The sequence below is a fragment of the Polaribacter sp. YIW18 genome, assembly GCF_057219325.1.
In genome coordinates, this window is record NZ_JBXVVE010000007.1 from 1 (window position 1) to 21,715 (window position 21,715).

The window sequence follows — 21,715 nt, forward strand, 5'->3', positions numbered from 1 at the left end:
AAGTTAAGCCCAATAGCGCCGATGGTACTGCATTTTTGTGGGAGAGTAGGTCGCTGCCTTTCTTTAAGTTTCTGACTTATCAGAAATTACAAAACCTCATATCATACGATATGAGGTTTTTTTTTATCTTCTCTTTAGTTTTTGTTATCGTAGCTTTATTATATACATTAGTATAATTATAAATAAATTCGACACATTACAATGATTATCCATACATAATTTTAAAAAAAAACTCATCAATTCTATTGATGAGTTTTTTAAGTTTGGAATAACCTCCAAGATATATTTTGTTTTGTACTACATTGCAACTAAATCTCCTGTAATATCTTTAGAAGGTAATTCAGATTTTCCCATTAAGTATAAATCTACTTGGCGTGCAGCTTCTCTTCCTTCTGAAATTGCCCAAACAATTAATGATTGTCCTCTACGCATATCACCTGCAGTAAAAATATTTGGAATATTGGTTTGGTATTTTCCATATTCTGCTTTGTAATTAGAACGAGCATCTGTTTGAATGCCTAGTTTATCTGCTAATGTATTTTCTGGACCTGTAAAACCTAAAGCTAAAAGAGCTAAATCACAAGGCCAGGTTTTTTCTGTACCTTCTATTTCAATTAATTGAGGTCTTTGACCTGGTACCATTTTCCATTCTACATTCACAGTTTTTAATGCTGTTAATTTTCCGTTTTTATCTTTAACAAATTCTTTTGTATTGATTAACCAATTTCGTTCTACACCTTCTTGATGAGAAGATGAAGTTTTTAATTGTAGTGGCCAAAAAGGCCATGGAGTTGAAGCAGATCGCTCTCCTGGAGGTTTTGGCATAATTTCGAAATTAACCACAGATTTTGCTCCATGTCTGTTTGAAGTTCCAATACAATCCGAACCAGTATCTCCACCACCGATTACAATAACATTTTTATCAGTAGCCATTATCTGGTCTTTTACTTCTTTACCAAATAATACTTTTGTTTGTTGTGTTAAAAAATCCATTGCTTGTACCACACCATCTGCATCTATACCTGGAGTTGGTAAACTACGTCTTTCTGTAGCTCCACCACATAAAACAATACTGTCAAAGGCTTTTAAATCTTTTACTTCATAATTTACTCCAACATTTACATTGGTTTTAAAAATGATGCCTTCTGCTTTTAAAATTGCAATTCTACGATCTATTATTTCCTTTTCCATTTTGAAATTTGGAATTCCATATCGTAATAAACCACCTACTTCATCATCTCTTTCAAAAACAGTAACTGTGTGACCAGCTCTGTTTAATTGCTGTGCTGCAGCTAAACCAGCAGGGCCAGAACCTACAATTGCAATAGTTTTTCCTGTTCTACTTTTCGGAGGTTGTGGTTTTATCCATCCTTCTTTAAAAGCTCTCTCTACAATATTTTTTTCTATATTTTCTATTGAAACTGGATTTTCAATAATACCTAAAACACATGATTTTTCACATGGAGCAGGGCACAAACGACCTGTAAACTCAGGGAAATTATTTGTAGAATGTAGTATCCATGAAGCTTTTTTCCATTCACCTTGATGTACCATGTGATTGAAATCTGGAATTAGATTTCCTAACGGACATCCACTGTGACAGAAAGGTATACCACAATCCATACAACGTGAACCTTGTGTTTTTATCTCTTTTTCTGAAAGAGGAACTGTAAATTCTTTATAGTTTTTTACACGATCTTTTACAGATGTATATTTTTCATCTTGTCTATCAAATTCTTTAAATCCTGTTACTTTTCCCATGACATTATGTTGTTGTTAATTCTTCTACCATTGGTTCTTCTGTTCTTAAACGCTCTAAAGCTCGTTTATATTCAGTAGGCATAACTTTTACAAAGTTTTTTATGCTTTTTTTCCAATTTGAGATTAATTCTGTTCCTTTTTTACTGTCTGTATATAAAACGTGTTTTTCTATGATTGCTTTTAGTTCAGCAGCTTCTTCTTCTAAAATTTCTTCGAATTCTATAGTTTCTGTATTACAAAGACCGTTTACAAATTTATTTTCAGGGTCATATACATAAGCAATTCCACCACTCATACCAGCAGCAAAATTACGTCCTGTTTTTCCTAATACGATTACTTTACCACCCGTCATATATTCACAACAATGATCTCCAACACCTTCTACAACTGAAGTTGCACCAGAATTACGAACTGCAAAACGTTCTCCTGCAATACCGTTTATATATGCTTGACCATCTACAGCACCAAATAAACAGACATTACCTACAATAATATTGTTTTCTGCTAAAAAGTCTGCTTTTGCAGGTTTTTTAATAATTAGTTTTGCGCCTGATAATCCTTTTCCTAAATAATCATTTGTGTTACCATCTAAGGTAAATGTTAGTCCATGTGCCCCAAAAGCACCAAAACTTTGACCAGCTGAACCTGTAAAATTAATATTTAAAGTATCTTCTGGTAAGCCTAAATGACCATAAATTTTAGAAATTTCATTACTCACAATTGCACCAACAGTTCTGTTTGTGTTTTTAATTGGGTAATTTAAATTCATTTTTTCTTTACGATACAAGGCTCTATGTGAATCTTTTAAAATAGTAAAGTCTAATACATCTTCTAGATTATGATCTTGTTGTTCTGTATTGTTTACAGTCATTTTTCTATAAGATGAAGGTCTGTGTAAAATACTTGATAAATCTAATCCTTTTGCTTTATAGTGTTTAATAGCTTTATTGGCGTTTATTTTATGAGTTTGACCAACCATTTCAGCAAGTGTTCTAAAACCTAACTGTGCCATTATTTTTCTTAATTCTTCAGCAATATAGTAGAAGAAATTAATAACATGTTCTGGAGTACCTTTAAAGTTTTTGCGCAACTCTTTATCTTGCGTAGCAATACCAACAGGACAGGTATTTAAATGACATTTACGCATCATAATACAACCAGAAGCTACTAAAGGTGCGGTTGCAAAACCAAATTCTTCTGCCCCTAATAGTGCTGCAATTGCAACATCTCTACCTGTTTTTAATTGTCCATCACATTCTACAACAATTCTACTTCTTAAATTATTTAAAACGAGTGTTTGTTGTGCTTCTGCTAAACCAAGCTCCCAAGGTAAACCAGCGTGTTTTAACGATGTAAGAGGTGATGCTCCTGTACCACCATCGTAACCAGAAATTAACACGACATCTGCTTTTGCTTTGGATACACCAGCAGCAATTGTACCTACACCAACTTCTGAAACTAATTTTACATTAATTCTTGCTTCGCGATTTGCATTTTTTAAATCGAAAATTAATTGAGCTAAATCTTCAATTGAATAAATATCGTGGTGTGGAGGAGGGGATATTAGACCTACAAAAGGTGTTGAGTTACGTGCATTTGCAATCCAAGGTAAAACTTTGTAGCCAGGTAATTGACCACCTTCACCAGGTTTTGCACCTTGTGCCATTTTAATTTGAATTTCTTTGGCATTTGTTAAATAATGAGAGGTAACACCAAATCTACCAGAAGCAACTTGCTTTATGGCAGAGTTTCTACTATCTCCATTAATATCTTTTTGAAAACGTTTTCTGTCTTCACCACCTTCACCTGAATTAGATTTTCCTCCAATTCTGTTCATGGCAATGGCTAAATTTTCGTGTGCTTCTCTAGAAATTGATCCATAGGACATAGCACCCGTTTTAAAACGTTTGACAATTTCTGTCCAAGGTTCTACTTCTTCTAAAGGAATAGGATCTAGGTTATCAAATTGAAACAAACCACGAATTGTCATTAACTCTTCTGCCTGCTCGTTTATTGCTTTTGCATAAATATCATAGCTTGCTTGATCACTTAAACGTACCGCTTGTTGTAATTTAGAAACGGTTGTAGGGTTAAATAAATGGCGCTCGCCATTTCTTCTCCATCTGTAGTCTCCACCAATATTTAAACCTAAGTTTTTATCAATTTGATTGTCTGGATATGCTTGTTTGTATCTGTTAGCTATTTCTTTTTCTATCTCATATAAACCTATACCTTCTATTCTTGACGCTGTATAAGGGAAATATTTTTCTACGAATTGAGAGTTGAAACCAACAATTTCGAAAATTTGAGAACCTCTGTAAGAATGTAATGTTGAGATTCCTATTTTGTTCATCACTTTTAAAAGACCTTTACCAATAGCTTTGTTGAAATTGTCAACCGCTTTTTGCTCGTCCATATCAGTAATAAAGCCTTCTTTTACCTGCATTCTTATGATTTCATTAACCATATAAGGATTGATGGCACTTGCGCCATAACCAAATAAAGTTGCAAAATGATGTGGTTCACGTGGTTCTGCAGATTCAATAATAATGTCGAAATAAGAACGTTTTCTTAATCTATTTAATTGATGATTTACAAAAGAACATGCTAAAAGAGCAGGAATTGGTGCAAATTCTTGATTAACACCTCTGTCTGAAAGAATAATAATATTACTTTTATTTTCAATAGCTTTTTCTACTTGTAGAATTATATTGTCTAAAGCATCTTCTAATCCGTTTAAACCTTGATTTTTTGGATATAAAATTTGGATAGTTTCTGCTTTAAAACCATCAATATCGATACTTCTAATTTTTTCTAAATCTGGATTAGATATTACAGGATTTTGAATTCTTAGCTTTCTACATTGTCTTTCTGTAATGCTAAATATGTTTCTGTCTTTTCCTAAATTTAAGCTAATGTCTGTTACAATTTCTTCGCGAATACCATCTAAAGGTGGGTTTGTAACTTGTGCAAATAATTGTTTAAAGTAGTTAGAGATTAATTGAGGTCTGTCTGATAAAACAGCTAATGGAGTATCAATACCCATAGAACCTAAAGCTTCTTTACCTACTTGTGCCATTGGCGTAATAACTTCTTGAATATCTTCAAAAGTATAATTAAATAAACGCTGGCGTGTTTTAATATCAATAGTTTCTATTGGGCAAGTATCGCCTGTGTAAGGCACATCTTTTAAATGCAAACGTGTTTTGTCTAACCATTTTTGGTAAGGTCTTTCTAAAACAATTTTTGCTTTTATTTCTTCGTCTTCTATGATTCTACCTTCATTCATATCTACCAAGAACATTTTTCCTGGTTCTAATCTACCATGTCTTTTTACGTCTTCTGGGTCAATATCTACAACCCCAATTTCTGATGACATGATTAATTTACCACTTTTGGTAACGGTATATCTAGAAGGTCTTAATCCGTTTCTGTCTAATAAAGCACCTATATAATCACCATCTGTAAAAGGTACAGACGCTGGGCCATCCCAAGGCTCCATAATGCACCCATTATATTCATAAAAAGCTTTACGCTCTTCAGACATGTTTTTGTGTTTTTCCCAAGCTTCAGGAATCATCATCATCATAATTTCTGGTAATGAACGACCTGTGTGTGTTAATAGTTCTACAACCATATCCATGGATGCAGAATCAGATTTACCTGGTAAAATAATTGGGAATAATTTTTCTATTTGCGGACCAAAAACATCACTTTTCATGATTTCTTCTCGAACACGCATTCTACTTACATTTCCACGTAACGTGTTTATTTCTCCATTTTGACACATAAATCTAAATGGTTGTGCAAGTTCCCAGGTTGGCATTGTATTGGTAGAAAAACGTTGGTGCACTAATGCCAAACGTGTAACTAAATCTATTTCTTGAAGGTCTTTATAGTATGGACCAATATCTTCTGGCATAATAATACCTTTATAGATAATGGTTGTTATTGATAAACTAGAAACGTAAAAGTAGTTACTTTCAGAAATTTTAGAATTTCTAATCTCGTGTTCTGCTATTTTACGAGCAGCATATAATTTTGCTTTAAAAGTAGCTTCGTCTATCTCTTCGTTTTTACCAATAAAAAGTTGCTCTATATTTGGTTCTGATGCCAATGCAATTGCACCTAATTGAGAGGAATCTACAGGAACTTCTCTCCATCCTAAAATAGAAAGACCTTGGTTTTTTATTTCGTTTTCAAGTGTTTTTTTACAAAAATCATATTGATTTGTTACTTTAGGTAAAAACACCATTGCAACGGCGTATTCTCTTTGTTCTGGGATAGAAAAATCACAGACTCTTTTAAAATATTCGTGAGGTATATCTATTAGTAAACCAGCACCATCACCAGTTTTTCCATCAGAACTTACACCTCCTCTATGTTCTAGTTTTACTAGAATTTCTAGAGCATCATGTATAATTTGATTTGTTTTGTCTCCATTTAAATTACAGATAAATCCTGCACCGCAATTTTCGTGTTCAAATTCTGGTAAATATAAGCCTTGTTTCTCCATATCGTATTCAATTATATCTACAAAGCTATGTATTTTGTTGAATATAATTTAGTTTTTGAACTTATTTGATGTAATTTTTACGATGAAAATAAAATAATCGTATAAATAGTTTAATTATAATAATTATAGCGTGTTTTTTTAAGAAAATGATAATAAACATAAAAAACCTGCAAATATTGTTATTTGCAGGTTTAAAATAAAATGAATTTTTATTTATTAATGCTCGTTTAGGCGAAAATCTGGATAAGCATCCATACCGTGTTCATGAACATCTAAACCTTCTAACTCTTCTTTTTCACTAACTCTTATTCCTATTGTCTTTTTTAAAGTAAAAATAATAAGAAATGATGTTATTAGACAAAATACAGCATAGGAAGCAACGCCTATTAATTGACTTAAAAATTGTTCTACACCAGCTAGGTTTCCAAAAATACCAACAGCTAAAGTACCCCAAATTCCACAAATTAAATGGACTGCTATTGCACCAACAGGGTCATCTAATTTTAATTTATCAATAATATTTACAGCAAATACAATTAAAGCACCTGCAATAGTACCAATTAAAATGGCATCCATTGGAGACATTTGATCTGCACCAGCAGTGATACCAACTAATCCACCTAAAATTCCATTTAAAAACATTGTTAAATCTAAATTTTTATACATAATTGTAGATACTAAAGCTGCTACAACACCACCTGCTGCTGCTGCTAAACAAGTGGTTACTAAAGTTAAAGATGTTAAAGTTGGGTCTGCAGACAATACAGAGCCACCATTAAAACCAAACCATCCTAACCAAAGTATTAAAACGCCTGCAGTTGCTAATGGGATGTTGTGACCAGGAATTGCTTGAGGTTTTCCGTTTTTAAATTTACCAATTCTTGATCCTAAAAGACATACCGCTACTATTGCTGCCCAACCACCAACAGAGTGTACTAGAGTAGAACCTGCAAAATCATAAAAAGGAGTATCTAATTGATCTAAAAAACCGCCACCCCATTTCCATGAACCAGCTATTGGATATACTAGGCCAACATAGATTAGTGTAAAAATCATAAAGGGAACAATTTTCATTCTTTCTGCTACAGCACCAGAAACTATTGTTGCTGCAGTGGCTGCAAACATTCCTTGAAACAAGAAATCTGTCCAATATGTGTATCCTTCATTATAAGATAAATCTAAGGCACCATCTTTTAGTGGAGCTGAAATTCCGAAAATAAAGTCTCCTAAATAACCAGATGCATTTGCTCCCCATGTTGGGTACATTAAGTTAAAACCAACTAAGGCATATAATAAAAGCCCTACAGTAATAATAAAAATATTTTTAAATAAAATATTGATTGTATTTTTTTGTCTTGTTAAACCAATTTCTAAAAATGCAAATCCTAAATGCATAAAAAAAACGAGTGCTGTACAGATCATCATCCATACGTTGTTTGTTGTAAGTATTTCCATGTTGCTTTGTTATATTGATTTTTTCTTTAAAGTTTCACCACCTTTTTCTCCTGTTCTAATTCTATAAGCTTCAGTGATATCTGAAACAAATATTTTACCATCGCCAACATTTCCAGTTGCTGCAGATTTTAAAAGGGCATCAATAGTAATTTGCTCAAAATCGTCATTTACTACTATAGATAGGTATCTTCTTTGAATATCGCTAGTACTATAACTTACACCTCTATATACATGAGCTTCTTTTTCGTTACCAAGACCAGTAACATCCCAATAAGAAAAAAAGTTTACATCTACATCGTGTAGTGCTTCTTTTACCGTTTTAAATTTGGATTTTCGAATAATTGCTTCAATTTTTTTCATGATAAAAAATTATTATTTTTGTTAAATTGACTGCAAAATAAAAAAAAATATATGTGCCTTAGTTTGAGTGAATTCCATTATTTATTTTTTTTAAGGTATATATTTTTTTTTCTATAAAAATTGAAGATTAATTTTATGGAATAAAAAAAACACACAGTTTAAACTGTGTGTTTTTTAAATATTCAATAAAAATTTAAAATGTTTAATTATTTGTCATCTTCAAATTCTCTTACTCTTTTTCCTGGGTAAGCAATTGACCCATGTTCTGAAATATCTAAACCTTCTATTTCTACTTCTTTAGTTACACGTAGTCCCATAGTAGCTTTTAATATAGCTAATATGATGAAAGATAAAGCAACAGCCCAAATTGCGTAAGCTAAAACGCCAATTGCTTGAGCGCCTAATTGAGCAGCACCACCACCATTGAATAATCCAATACCAGTATCACCATCTACACCCCAAAGTCCAATTACTAAAGTACCCCAAGCACCTGCTACACCGTGAACTGAAGCTGCACCAATAGCATCATCAATTTTTAATTTCTTTTCGATAAACTCAATTGAGAAAACTACTAAGATACCACCAATTAAACCAGCTAATACAGCACCACCAGCAGTCATGTTACCACAGCCCGCAGTTATACTAACCAAACCAGCTAAACAACCGTTTAAAGTTTGTCCTAAATTAGGTTTACCATACCAGATCCAAGTTGTAATTAAAGCACCTAAACCACCTGCAGCAGCAGCTAAGTTTGTAATTAAAACTACAGTAGAGGCACCAGTTGCATCATCGCCACCCCAAGCTAGTTGAGATCCACCATTAAAACCAAACCATCCAAACCATAGGATAAATACCCCTAATGTTGCTAATATTTGGTTGTGACCAGGTATAGGAAATACTTTGCCATCTACATATTTTCCAATTCTAGGACCTACCATAAATGCAGCTACTAAAGCAGCCCATCCACCTACAGAGTGTACAATTGAAGAACCTGCAAAATCAATAAACTCTGCGGGCATAATTCCTTCAGTGTCATTTAACCAGCCACCATTCCATTCCCATCCTCCAGAGATTGGGTAGATAATAGCAGTCATAATTAAAGAAAATATAATATAAGTTGTATATTTTGTTCTACCTGCTATTGCTCCAGATACAATTGTTGCTGTTGTTGCAGCAAACATTGTTTGGAAGAATAAATCGGCTCCTTCTCCTTGAAATAATCCACTCCAAAAGAACCATCCATTAGATGTGTCTCCGTACATTAAAGAGTATCCAACCAACCAAAAAGTAATTGAACCCACACAAATGTCTAGCAAGTTTTTCATTGCTATGTTAACTGCGTTTTTAGATCTTGTCATACCAGATTCTACTAATGTAAATCCTGCTTGCATTAAGAATACTAAGATACCTGCAATAAGCATCCAAAGCATTCCCATATCCCCATTTACTTGCTCTAAAACTTTAGCAGCTTCAGTTGCTGGGGCATCTTGAAATAATGTTAATAATAAACTCATAGTATATAATTTTAGTTAATAATCGGTTTTTCTTAGAAAGAGTATACTGCTGCTAGAGCAAAGGAGCTTAATGCTTTATCTCCAACAAAAGCTGCTTCTGAAGTAGAGTCTAATCTTAATTCTGGAATAATTGTTAAAGATCCTATGCTATAGTTTCCTGTTAGAGTAGTTGCAAATACGCTAGAATCAGCTACACCAGTTCCTATTGCTCCAAAATCACCATCTTCTATAAAATATTCTGTTCTTAAACCGATTTTAAAAGAGTCTGATGTTGCGATTTGTGGATATAATGCTGCTCCATAAAAACCTGGGCCATCATCACTACCACTTAAATAAGCAGCGTTGATTCCTAAGAAAAAGCTATTAGATACATCAAAACCACCTGTATAATCTATTTCAAAGAAAGCTGGATCTACTAATACGTTTAAATATTGTCCATAAAAACCTAACTGTGCTCCAAATGCGTAACTTCCATTAGGATTAAACTCTGTAGCGTCAGTAGGATTCATAACCGCTAACATTAACGAAGTATCTTCTCCTAAAGCAATATCTGCTTTAATACCAGTATGGCTAAATGGACCATAAGAGAATAAGTACGATGTACTATAGTTAAAGTTTGCAGTTGGAGAAATAACCTCATACCCTAAAAATGTATTAAAGTTACCCATTGTTAATGTTACTTTTTCGCTTACATTCCAGTATGCATATAATTGGTTTACAATTTGTGAGCTTCCAACTGGAGATCCGAAAACGGCATCTACACCTCTTGGGCCATATACCATATCTGCTACAAAACCAACTTTTTCACCTTCATAGCCAGCAATTACATTAATCATACCTAAAGCAAAACCAGGTTGGTTTGCAAAAGAGCTTCCAGGAGCTGTGTCATAATTACCTCCACTGATGTTACCTCTAAAGTAAGTGTCAATACTACCACTTAACGTAAATTTTTTTTCTTCTTCTTGTGCGTTTACTATTAAACTACTTGCTAATAATAAAGTAAAAATTAATTTTTTCATAATTGATGTTCTTTTTGTGTTTGTTAATTATTTGTTAATGAACTCGGGTCAAAAGTATATATAAAATTTTAACTGACAAGGGGTGTGTTTTTAAAAATCAGTATATTTTTAACACTACCCCTAAAAAAAATAGGGGTTAAATTGAAATAAGTGTATTTTTAAACTAATGAGAGCTAAAAAATATTAGGTTCGTAAAAATAAAGTATATAATTTTGAGATATTCATAAAAATGCACCTTTTCTAAAAAAAAACGCAATTATTGTATTTTTACACCCATGAAATATTCGTTTTCTTATATAATTTCTTTACAATTTCTTGGTTTTCGTTTTTCTGGATGGCAAAAACAAACAAATGCCAAAACTTTGCATGATATGGTAGATAAAACCCTGTCTTTTGTATTGGTTAATGCTGATTATAAAACCATTGGTATTGGAAGAACAGATGCTAAAGTGTCTGCAAACACTTATTTTTTACAGCTTTTTGTAAAAGAGAAGGTTGATGAACATCGTTTTATAGATTCTTTAAATTCTAATTTTTCTCCAGATTTTAAAGCTTTATCCATTAAAAAAGTAGCTACAAACTTTAATATTATTAAAGCGTCTAAGGTTAAAGAATATCATTATTACTTTTCTTTCGGAGAAAAAAATCACCCTTTTGCTGCGCCATTTATTGTTAATATTGATGCTGAATTAGATATTGAAAGAATGCAAAAAGGCGCCAAACTCTTTGAAGGCGAACATTATTTTAATTTATACTGTACAAAACCTTCAGAAAACACAATTTTTAAAAGAACTATTGATAGTTGTGAGTTGGTAGTGAATGATGTTTTAAAAGCCAGCTTCTTTCCAGAGCAATCTTATATATTAAAGGTGAAGGGAAAAGGTTTTTTGCGTTATCAAATCAGGTTGATGATGGCTACTTTGATAGAGCTTGGAAAAGGGAATTTAGATTTAGACTTTATTAAAGCTTCTTTAAAAGAAGATAATGATGGTGGATTTTTGAGAAATATAGCACCAGCCTCAGGTCTACAATTATTTGATGTGGAGTTAGAGTTGTAATAGCTAAACAGATTGTGTATGGGGTTTAAGAATTTGTCTGAGCCCTCATGCTTTTTATTGTGAATGCAGTTCTAAAAGCCTAACCTGAAAGGTTGCTCTCTAAAAAAAATCCACCTAAAAAGATGGATTATTGCATATTATATAATGAGTGTTTTTAAAATAGTTCTTAATTATACTCGAACTGATGTTTTTTTATCCTTTAATAACGCCTCTTGAAATTACAATTTTTTGTATTTCTGATGTTCCTTCGTAAATCTGAGTAATTTTTGCATCGCGCATTAAGCGCTCTACATGGTATTCTTTTACAAAACCATTTCCTCCATGAATTTGTACAGCTTCTACAGTTTGTTCCATTGCTACTTTACTTGCGTATAATTTTGCCATGGCAGAAGACATATCGTAATTTTTGCCTTGGTCTTTTTCCCAGGCAGCTTTCATTACTAGCATTCTTGCCGCTTCTATTTCTGTGTACATATCTGCCAGTTTAAAAGCAATGGCTTGGTGATTGCATATTTCTGTGCCAAAAGCTTTGCGTTCTTTAGAGTATTTTAAAGCTAATTCGTAAGCCCCTGCAGCAATACCTAAAGCTTGTGCAGCAATACCAATTCTACCTCCAGAAAGTGTTTTCATAGCGAATTTAAAACCAAAACCATCATCACCAATTCTATTTTCTTTAGGTACTTTTACGTCATTAAATAGTAGAGTATGTGTTTCTGAGCCACGTATGCCTAATTTATCTTCTTTAGGACCAATATGAAAACCTTCCATACCTTTTTCTACAATAAAAGCATTAATACCTTTATGGCCTTTTTCTCGATCTGTTTGTGCAATTACAAGATACACGTCAGAGCGTCCGCCATTTGTAATCCAGTTTTTTGTTCCGTTAATTAGGTAATAATCTCCTTTGTCTATAGCGGTTGTTGCTTGTGATGTAGCATCTGATCCAGCTTCTGGCTCGCTTAAACAAAAAGCGCCAATTTGTTCTCCAGTAGCAAGTTTGGTAAGGTATTTTTGTTTTTGGTCTTCTGTGCCATAAGTTTGTAGGCCATAACAAACTAAAGAATTGTTTACAGAAACCATCACAGAAGCAGAAGCGTCTATTTTAGAAAGTTCTTCCATGACCAATACATAGGAAATGCTGTCCATGCCACTTCCACCGTACTTTGGATCAACCATAATCCCCATAAAACCAAGATCTCCCATTTTTTTTACTAATTCTTGTGGAAATTCTTGTTTGTGGTCTCTTTCTATAACGCCTGGTAACAATTCTGTTTGTGCAAAGTCTCTTGCAGCATCTCGAATCATTTTATGTTCTTCTGTTAAACTAAAATCCATTTTGTATATATTGTTATATTCGTAATTTAAGAACGTAAAGATATCGATTTCGTAACATATTTTCAATAGACTTTTATTATTTTTACACATATGAATAAAAAACACGTTTTTGCTTTAGGTTTAATGTCTGGTACCTCTTTAGATGGTGTAGATGTAGCCTATGTTAAATTTCATGAAAATAATTACTCAGATTTTGAAATCCTATTTGCAGATACCATATCGTATTCTAAAGAATGGAAACAGTTGTTGCAAAATGCTATTCGATTCTCTAAAAAGGAATTAGAAGATTTAGATATTGCTTATGGTAAGTATTTAGGTAAAATTGTAAATAATTTTATTACAAATTACAAAGTCGGCCCTGTAGATTTTATAGCCTCTCATGGACATACTATATTACACGAACCAGAAAAAGGAATCACTTTACAGATTGGGAATGGAAAACAAATAGCAATAATTACTAATCAAAAAGTGGTGTGCGATTTTAGAACTCAAGATGTAAAATTAGGTGGGCAAGGAGCACCTTTGGTACCGATAGGAGATGAGTTGTTATTTTCTCAGTATGATTACTGCATCAATTTAGGTGGGTTTGCAAATGTTTCTTTTAAAAAAGGAGCGCAAAGAATTGCTTATGATATTTGTCCTGTAAATATTGTTTTAAACTTTTACGTACATAAATTAGGTTTAGAATATGATGATGCAGGTAAAATTGCGGCTTCAGGAAAAATTAACAAACAACTTTTAGAAAGATTAAACGCTTTGTCATTTTATGAAAAAATCCCGCCAAAATCTTTGGGTTTAGAATGGGTTCAAAAAGAGATTTTTCCTTTAATAGATATGTATGAAAAGGATGTGGCAAACATACTGCGAACTTTTGCAGAACATGTTGCTTTGCAAATTGGGAAAATTATAAAAAACAATGAGGCAGTTTTGTTTACAGGTGGAGGTGTTTTTAATACCTTTTTAATGAGTGAAATTGAAAAATACGCCAACATTAAAATAACGTTAAAAAGTAACTTGTTAATCAATTATAAAGAAGCATTAATTTTTGCGTTGTTGGGCTTGTTAAAGATTGATAATCAGGTAAATTGTTTGCAGTCGGTTACAGGAGCTCAAAAAAACCATTCTTCTGGAGTCGTTTTTACACCTTAGTTTTTAAATTAAATTATTTGAACAGTCATTTTTTTGCAGTAAGTTTGTGCTAACACAGTTAGTTAATAATAATTAAAATTTTTAATAAATATGAATCAACTTTAACTATTCAATTTTCAAAAATTAAAATTGCTGAAAATTTAATTCAAAAAAAGTTGAAATTTATTTAAAATTAAAAATGAAAGAATTATTAAAAAAATACGAAAACACGCAACCAGAAATTGTTTTTCATTGGAAAGATAAAGAAACAGAAGCAGAAGGTTGGACAGTAATAAACTCTTTAAGAGGTGGTGCTGCTGGAGGTGGTACAAGAATGAGAAAAGGCTTAGATATGAACGAAGTTTTGTCTTTAGCCAAAACAATGGAGGTAAAATTTACGGTTTCTGGCCCCGCAATAGGTGGTGCAAAATCGGGTATTAATTTCGATCCAAACGACCCTAGAAAAAGAGGTGTTTTAGAGCGTTGGTATAAGGCAGTTACTCCACTTTTAAAACATTATTACGGTACAGGAGGAGATTTAAATGTAGATGCTGATAAAGATGTAATTCCGATTACAGAGAGTTGCGGTGTTTGGCATCCGCAAGAAGGTATTTTTAACGGGCATTTTAAACCTACTGAAGCCGATAAAATAAATAGAATTGGGCAATTGCGTTTAGGCGTTATTAAGGTGATAGAAAATAAATGTTTTTCGCCAGACTTGTCTAGAAAGTACACAATTGCAGATATGTTAACCGGTTATGGAGTTGCAGAAGCTGTAAAACATTATTACAACATTTATGGTGGTAATATTGTAGGTAAAAGAGCAATTGTGCAAGGTTTTGGAAATGTAGGTTCTGCTGCAGCCTATTATTTAACACAATTAGGAGCAAAAGTAGTCGGAATTATAGATAGAGATGGTGGTTTGATAAATGATAATGGTTTTACGCTAGAGGAAATGACTCACTTGTTTTTATCTAAGGATGGTAATAAGTTAATCTCTAAAAACATGATTCCTTTTGATGAAATCAATCAGCAAATTTGGAGTTTACCTGCAGAAATATTTATTCCTGCAGCAGCCTCAAGATTGGTTTCTAAAGAACAAGTACAACAAATGATAGATACAGGTTTAGAAGTCATCTCTCCAGGAGCAAATGTGCCATTTGCAGATAAGGAGATATTTTTTGGCCCTATAATGGAATATACTGACAATCAAATAAGTTTATTGCCAGATTTTATTTCTAACTGTGGTATAGCAAGAGTTTTTGCGTATTTAATGGAGTCTAAAAAAGAATTGCCAATGCAAGACAAGGCAATTTTTGATGATACTTCTAATACCATAAAAAGAGCATTGCAAAAAACATTTAACAAAAGCGCATCAAAAACAAAAATTTGTTCAACAGCATTTGAACTCGCATTAAAACAATTAATATAAATTAAATTAAAAGTATGGAATCAATTATTATTATCGTATTTGTATTGGGGTATTTAGCCATTACATTAGAGCACAATTTAAAGTTAGACAAATTAATTCCGGCTTTAATAATGATGGCAGTTTGTTGGGCTTTAGTTGCATTAGGTATCGATAACTTTACAACTTGGTTCGATTCTGCAAATCATGGTTTAGTAGATGGTTTTGCGTCTATGGTTCATGATGATAAATTACATCTGGTAGAAGAAACCTTATTACATCATTTAGGTAAAACAGCTGAAATTTTAGTATTTCTTTTAGGAGCAATGACCATTGTAGAAATTATCGATTATTTTGATGGTTTTTCTACTATAAAAGGTTTTATAAAAACCAAAAAGAAAACAAAAATTTTATGGATTTTCTCTATTTTGGCTTTTATTTTATCAGCAATTATAGACAATTTAACTGCAACCATAGTGTTAATTTCTATTTTACAGAAAATTGTTAAAAATAGAGAGGAGAGAATTTGGTTTGCGGGTTTAATTATTATTGCAGCAAATGCAGGTGGAGCCTGGTCTCCAATTGGAGATGTTACTACAACTATGTTGTGGATTGGAAATAAAGTAAGTTCAGGTATGTTGTTTGTTTATCTATTTATACCTTCATTACTTTGTATGGTAGTACCAAGTTTTATAGCAACATTTTTACCTGCTTTTAAGGGTGAAATAGACTTCGAAGAAGAGGTAGATAAACCCAAAAGTCCACATAGTGGAAGAATGTTGTATTTAGGTTTAGGGGCAATTGTTTTTGTACCAATTTTTAAAACAACTACGCATTTACCACCTTATGTAGGTATGATGTTATCTTTGGCAGTTGTAGCTACCTTTGCAGAAATTTATAGTAGCTCAAAATTCTCTATTTCTAATGTTGAAGGAGAGGAAGCAGAAGAACATGCATCTAGTGCTCATCATAGTCCAGTTCATCATTCTTTATCGAAAATTGAAATGCCAAGTATTTTATTTTTCTTAGGGATTTTAATGGCTGTTGCAGCTTTAGAGTCTTTAGGTATATTATTTAATTTTGCAGATAGTCTAAAAGAAGGAATACCTTTAATTGGCTCAGAGTTGTCGGGTACTGGTGTTTCAGATTTAGTGGTAATTTTATTAGGTATTGGTTCTGCAGTAATAGATAATGTACCTCTTGTGGCAGCAAGTTTAGGTATGTTTTCTGAAGGATTAGACAATCCATTATGGCACTTTATCGCATTTTCTGCTGGTACAGGAGGCTCTATGTTAATTATTGGTTCTGCTGCAGGAGTTGTGGCAATGGGAATGGAGAAAATAGACTTTTTCTGGTACTTGAAAAAAATATCTTGGTTAGCATTAATTGGTTTTTTAATTGGATCAATTTCATTTGTTGTACTAAGAATGTTTCTTCATTAATAAAGAAAACATACTAAAATAGTATTTTTTAGATGTAAACAATTTAAAAATAGAAACCTCGTTAGTAGTTTAGAACTTAAAATCATATAAATGTTATCACTTTATCAAGAAAATAAAGAATTGGTAGAAGATGTAGTTTCCGAAGAAAAAACACTTTCTATTTATAAATTAATTATGGATGGTGGTCTTGGTGGGCAAATAATTATAGCCATCCTTTTTGTGCTTTTAGCGGTTGCTATGTATATTTATTTCGAACGCTTTTTAGCTATAAAAGCAGCCTCTAAAGTAGATAAAAATTTTATGGAGCAAATTAGAGATTTCGTTTCTAATGGAAAATTACAATCTGCAGATGCACTTTGTAAAAGTAAAAACACTCCAACTGCACGTCTAATAGGTAAAGGAATATCAAGAATTGGAAAACCTTTAGAAGATATTAATACAGCTATAGAAACTGCAGGAAAGTTAGAGGTTTATCAATTAGAAAAAAATGTAAGTGTTTTAGCAACTATTGCAGGTGCAGCCCCAATGATTGGTTTCTTAGGAACCGTAATTGGAATGATTGTTGCCATACACGAAATAGCAAATGCAGGTGGGCAAATAGATATAAAAATGCTTTCAGATGGTTTGTACACAGCCATGACAACTACAGTTGCAGGTTTAATAGTAGGTATTATTGCTTACATAACTTACAATCATTTAGTGGTTAGAACAGATAAGGTTGTATATCAAATGGAGGCAAAATCTGTAGAGTTTTTAGATCTATTAAACGAACCAGTGTAAAATAAGTTCTTAAAGTTGTAAAGTTTATAAAATGACTTTTTAGCTTTCGTACATTTAACTTTCAAACTATTACTATGAATCTACGCGGAAGAAATAAAGTAGACCCTTCATTCAACATGTCTTCTATGACAGACATCGTTTTTTTGTTGCTCATATTTTTCATGCTAACATCTACCTTAGTTACAGTAAGTGCCATAGATGTTTTACTACCAAAAGCTGGCGGAAAAACAGAAAACAGCAAATCTGTAGCAGTAACCATTACCAATAAATCGCTATTTTATATTGATAAAACCAAAGTAAGTGCATCAAAACTAGAAAGCGAAATCTTAAAAAGTGTAGGTACAGATAAGCAAAAAACCATTGTAATTAGAGGCGATAAAGATGTACCCTACCAAAATGTAATGAAGGTAATAGACATTGCCAATAAAAATAAATTAAAAATGATTTTGGCAGTAAAAGGAAAATAGTTTTTTGGGCGTTTTAACGGGCTTTTCACTGTATCTTTTTGCAGAAAAAGCAAAAAGGATGCCGTTTCAATCCCTAACGCTCACGCACTTTTAAAAACTATTTTGCTTAAGATTCGTCTATAGAAAATTAAAAAATATAATTGAAAATATTAAACACCCCATACAAAAGAAAATCTGCTGTAATAACTGCAATTATGCTGTTGTTGTTAATTTTTGGTATTTTAAATTACGGATTGACCTATTTAGATCCGCCAGAAGAATACGGTGTAGCTATAAATTTTGGAGATTCTAATATGGGTAGTGGAGAACCTGTTGTAAGCTCAAAAAAAACGGCAGCTAAAGAAGTTCAGAAAAAAGAAGAGGTTGTAGAGGAGGTAAAAGAAATTCCTAAAGAAGCTATAAAAGAAGATCTCATTACAGACGAAACATCAAAAGAAGTACCTGTTGTCGAAAAAGTAGCAGAAAAAAAGAAAGATCCTGTAAAAGATATTGAAGAAAAAGAAGTAAAACCCGTTAAAAAGCTCAAACCAAAACCTTCGAAAGAAACACAAGATGCTTTAAACAAATTATTAAAAGGCAATTCTAACACAGGCAATCCAGCAGGAGAAGGAGAGGATGCAATTGAAGGGGTAAAAGGTAAAAAAGATGGAGACGCAACTTCTTCTAAGTACTATGGAAATACAGGTAGTGGTTCAAATGGCGATTATAATTTAGCAGGCAGAAAAGCATTGTCTAAACCCAAAGAGCAACCCGACTGTCAAGAAGAAGGTACAGTTGTTGTTAGAATTACAGTGAATAAAAATGGAGAAGTCATAAAAGCAGAACCTGGAGTAAAAGGTTCTACAAATACGGCTGCTTGTTTATTAAAACCAGCAAAAGAAGCTGCTTTAAAAACAAAATGGAATTCAGATAGTAATGCACCAGCTTTTCAAGTAGGCACTATTATTTATAAGTTTTCTCTCACAAAATAATGCTTATTTTTGTTGCTTCTGTTATTTCTGCTAAGCCAGAAATTTAATTCCACTATTATGACATACAAAGAAACACTAAATTGGATGTTTTCTCAATTACCAATGTATCAAAGAGAAGGCAAAACAGCATTTAAAAAAGATGTATCAAATACAATCGCTTTTTCAAAAGAATTAGATTTTCCAGAAAAAAAGTTTAAGTCTATCCATGTTGGTGGTACAAACGGAAAAGGCTCTACAAGTCATATGTTGGCTTCAATTTTACAAGAAGCTGGTTACAAAGTAGGTTTGTATACATCACCACATTTAAAAAACTTCACAGAGCGTATTCGAATAAATGGTGAAGAAATATCTGAAAAGAAAGTAACTACTTTTATAAATAGGCACAAAGATTTTTTAGAAAAACAAAAGCTGTCTTTTTTTGAAATGACAGTGGGTTTAGCGTTTGATTATTTTGCAAATGAACATGTAGATGTTGCGGTTATAGAAGTCGGTTTAGGAGGTAGGTTAGACTCTACAAATATTATCAATCCAGAACTTTCTGTAATTACCAATATTGGTTTAGATCATACAGAAATGTTGGGAGATACATTGCCTAAAATTGCTTTTGAAAAAGCAGGAATTATAAAAAAGAACACCACTGTTGTAATTGGAGAGAGGCAGCAAGAAGTTCAAAAAGTATTTGCAACAAAAGCCCAAGAAACATTTTCAGAAATTTTTTATGCATCAGATGTATTTGAAACATATAAAACTGATTTGTTAGGAGATTATCAGCAAAAAAACAGCAAAACTGCGGCTGTTGCAATTTCACATTTACATGGTTTTAAAGTCTCTCAAGATCAAATTAAAAGAGGTTTGTTGTATGTAGTAAAAAACACAAATTTAAAAGGTAGATGGCAAGTTTTACAAGAAAAACCAAAGGTTATTTGTGATACAGCTCATAATAAAGAGGGGGTACAAATTGTTTTTAAGCAACTTAAAAAAGAAAAATTTAAAAAACTTCATATCGTGTTAGGTGTGGTTTCAGATAAAAAAATGGAAGCTATTTTTCCTTTATTCCCCAAAGATGCGGTTTATTATTTTTGCAAACCCAATATTTCAAGAGGACTTTCAGAGGAGGTATTGCAAGAAAAAGCCACACATTTTGGTTTGCAGGGTAAAAAATTTTCTTCGGTAGAAAATGCGTATAAGAAAGCCTTACATAATGCAAATCAAGAAGATATCATTTACGTTGGTGGAAGCACCTTTGTTGTAGCAGAAATAATTTAAATAATTTTTCGTTTTTTATTTGGTAGATTAAAAATCCGTGTTATATTTGCATCCGCTTAGGGCGCGTAGCTCAGTTGGTTCAGAGCACTTGGTTTACACCCAAGGGGTCAGGGGTTCGAATCCCTTCGCGCCCACTTTCTAAAAATCCTTCACTTTTGTGAAGGATTTTTTTGTTTTACTACCCATTCTGTTAGACTTTATTTCCCTAAATTTTGTAACTTCGCCATCGATCAAAAGGGGCTAAAATTCTAATAATGAATATCGTTTTATCAGAAAAAAAAATACTTGTAACAGGAGGTGCTGGATTTATTGGTTCTAATTTATGTGAAGCATTGTTAGAAAAAAATAATCAAGTAGTCTGTTTAGATAATTTTTCTACAGGTAAAAGAGAAAATATAGCACCGTTTCTTAAGAATCCTAATTTTACTTTACTGGAAGGCGATATTAGAAATTTGAATGATTGTATCAACGCGACTAAAAATGTCGATTTTGTACTTCATCAAGCAGCTTTAGGCTCTGTGCCAAGATCTATAAAAGACCCAATTACATCCAATGATGTAAATGTTAGTGGTTTTTTAAATATGTTGGTAGCTTCTAGAGATAATGGTGTTAAGAGGTTTGTGTATGCTGCAAGTTCATCAACTTATGGAGACTCAGAAACACTGCCAAAAGTAGAAGGTAAAATAGGAAACCCTTTGTCTCCCTATGCCATAACAAAATATGTAAATGAGTTGTATGCATCTGTTTTTTCAAAAACATACGGATTAGAAACTATCGGTTTGCGATATTTTAATGTTTTTGGAAAAAGACAAGACCCCAATGGGGCTTATGCAGCAGTAATCCCTAAGTTTATATCGCAATTTATAAATTTAGAATCGCCCGTTATTAATGGTGATGGTTCTTATTCTAGAGATTTTACGTTCATAAAAAACATCGTTCAAATTAACTTATTGAGTTTGGTTGCAGGTAAAAACGCCGTAAATAAAGTGTATAACGCTGCTTTTGGCAATAGAAATACCTTAAATGATTTGGTAATTTATTTAAAAGATAATTTATCGGTTTTAAATCCTGAAATAGGTAAAGTATCTATTATTTATGGAGATACTAGGGTTGGAGATATACCACATTCTCATGCAGATATTTCGAAAGCAAAAAAATATTTAAACTATAAACCAGAATTTTCATTACAAAAAGGCTTAGAAAAATCCATTAAATGGTATTGGGAAAATTTATAA

At 32.5% G+C, this 21,715-nt stretch carries 16 protein-coding genes and 1 tRNA gene; 10 read left to right on the forward strand and 7 right to left on the reverse strand.

Features of this window, described 5'->3' with window-relative positions:
* Positions 1-297: 297 nt before the first annotated feature.
* From AC2D6T_RS08405 to AC2D6T_RS08430, 6 genes are all read right to left on the reverse strand, one after another.
* Positions 298-1,761 (reverse strand): glutamate synthase subunit beta, encoded by a 1,464-nt coding sequence (locus tag AC2D6T_RS08405; protein ID WP_298948283.1) that lies wholly within the window; start codon positions 1,759-1,761, stop codon positions 298-300.
* Positions 1,762-1,765: 4 nt separating this feature from the next.
* Positions 1,766-6,277, reverse strand: a complete 4,512-nt coding sequence (gene gltB / locus AC2D6T_RS08410) for a glutamate synthase large subunit (RefSeq protein WP_484681180.1) — start codon at positions 6,275-6,277, stop codon at positions 1,766-1,768.
* A 216-nt stretch (positions 6,278-6,493) separates the two neighbouring features.
* Positions 6,494-7,732: an ammonium transporter gene (locus AC2D6T_RS08415; protein WP_298948285.1), complete on the reverse strand. Its 1,239-nt coding sequence runs from the start codon at positions 7,730-7,732 to the stop codon at positions 6,494-6,496.
* A 9-nt stretch (positions 7,733-7,741) separates the two neighbouring features.
* Entirely contained in the window at positions 7,742-8,092 is a 351-nt protein-coding gene (locus AC2D6T_RS08420; protein WP_484681181.1) for a P-II family nitrogen regulator, read from the reverse strand.
* Positions 8,093-8,298: 206 nt separating this feature from the next.
* The gene (locus AC2D6T_RS08425; RefSeq protein WP_298948287.1) at positions 8,299-9,606 is read right to left on the reverse strand and encodes an ammonium transporter; all 1,308 of its coding nucleotides are present in this window, start codon (positions 9,604-9,606) and stop codon (positions 8,299-8,301) included.
* A gap of 32 nt (positions 9,607-9,638) precedes the next feature.
* Positions 9,639-10,625, reverse strand: coding sequence for an outer membrane beta-barrel protein (locus AC2D6T_RS08430; protein WP_298948288.1), 987 nt, complete (start codon positions 10,623-10,625; stop codon positions 9,639-9,641).
* 275 nt (positions 10,626-10,900) lie between these two features.
* Here AC2D6T_RS08430 and AC2D6T_RS08435 point away from each other — a divergent pair, with 275 nt between their 5' ends.
* Positions 10,901-11,683, forward strand: coding sequence for a tRNA pseudouridine synthase A (locus AC2D6T_RS08435; protein WP_484681182.1), 783 nt, complete (start codon positions 10,901-10,903; stop codon positions 11,681-11,683).
* A gap of 192 nt (positions 11,684-11,875) precedes the next feature.
* On the opposite strand, the gene AC2D6T_RS08440 is transcribed toward AC2D6T_RS08435, so the two are convergent.
* The gene (locus AC2D6T_RS08440) at positions 11,876-13,018 is read right to left on the reverse strand and encodes an acyl-CoA dehydrogenase (RefSeq protein ID WP_484681183.1); all 1,143 of its coding nucleotides are present in this window, start codon (positions 13,016-13,018) and stop codon (positions 11,876-11,878) included.
* A 90-nt stretch (positions 13,019-13,108) separates the two neighbouring features.
* Here AC2D6T_RS08440 and AC2D6T_RS08445 point away from each other — a divergent pair, with 90 nt between their 5' ends.
* The 9 genes from AC2D6T_RS08445 to AC2D6T_RS08485 all read left to right on the forward strand — a co-directional run bounded on the left by AC2D6T_RS08445 (position 13,109) and on the right by AC2D6T_RS08485 (position 21,715).
* Positions 13,109-14,167 carry an anhydro-N-acetylmuramic acid kinase gene (locus AC2D6T_RS08445; RefSeq protein ID WP_484681184.1) on the forward strand — a complete coding sequence of 353 codons (1,059 nt, stop codon included), beginning with the start codon at positions 13,109-13,111 and terminating at the stop codon, positions 14,165-14,167.
* Between the two features lie 178 nt (positions 14,168-14,345).
* Entirely contained in the window at positions 14,346-15,578 is a 1,233-nt protein-coding gene (locus tag AC2D6T_RS08450) for a Glu/Leu/Phe/Val dehydrogenase dimerization domain-containing protein (protein ID WP_484681185.1), read from the forward strand.
* A gap of 14 nt (positions 15,579-15,592) precedes the next feature.
* Complete coding sequence (nhaD, locus tag AC2D6T_RS08455; RefSeq protein WP_484681186.1) at positions 15,593-16,996, forward strand: sodium:proton antiporter NhaD; 1,404 nt, start codon at positions 15,593-15,595, stop codon at positions 16,994-16,996.
* Between the two features lie 90 nt (positions 16,997-17,086).
* Positions 17,087-17,776: a MotA/TolQ/ExbB proton channel family protein gene (locus AC2D6T_RS08460; RefSeq protein WP_298948294.1), complete on the forward strand. Its 690-nt coding sequence runs from the start codon at positions 17,087-17,089 to the stop codon at positions 17,774-17,776.
* 74 nt (positions 17,777-17,850) lie between these two features.
* The gene (locus AC2D6T_RS08465) at positions 17,851-18,243 is read left to right on the forward strand and encodes an ExbD/TolR family protein (protein WP_298948295.1); all 393 of its coding nucleotides are present in this window, start codon (positions 17,851-17,853) and stop codon (positions 18,241-18,243) included.
* A gap of 140 nt (positions 18,244-18,383) precedes the next feature.
* The gene (locus AC2D6T_RS08470; RefSeq protein ID WP_484681187.1) at positions 18,384-19,214 is read left to right on the forward strand and encodes an energy transducer TonB; all 831 of its coding nucleotides are present in this window, start codon (positions 18,384-18,386) and stop codon (positions 19,212-19,214) included.
* A gap of 57 nt (positions 19,215-19,271) precedes the next feature.
* The gene (locus AC2D6T_RS08475) at positions 19,272-20,480 is read left to right on the forward strand and encodes a bifunctional folylpolyglutamate synthase/dihydrofolate synthase (protein WP_484681188.1); all 1,209 of its coding nucleotides are present in this window, start codon (positions 19,272-19,274) and stop codon (positions 20,478-20,480) included.
* 59 nt (positions 20,481-20,539) lie between these two features.
* Positions 20,540-20,614 (forward strand) — tRNA-Val (locus AC2D6T_RS08480).
* Positions 20,615-20,734: 120 nt separating this feature from the next.
* Positions 20,735-21,715, forward strand: a complete 981-nt coding sequence (locus AC2D6T_RS08485; RefSeq protein WP_484681189.1) for an SDR family oxidoreductase — start codon at positions 20,735-20,737, stop codon at positions 21,713-21,715.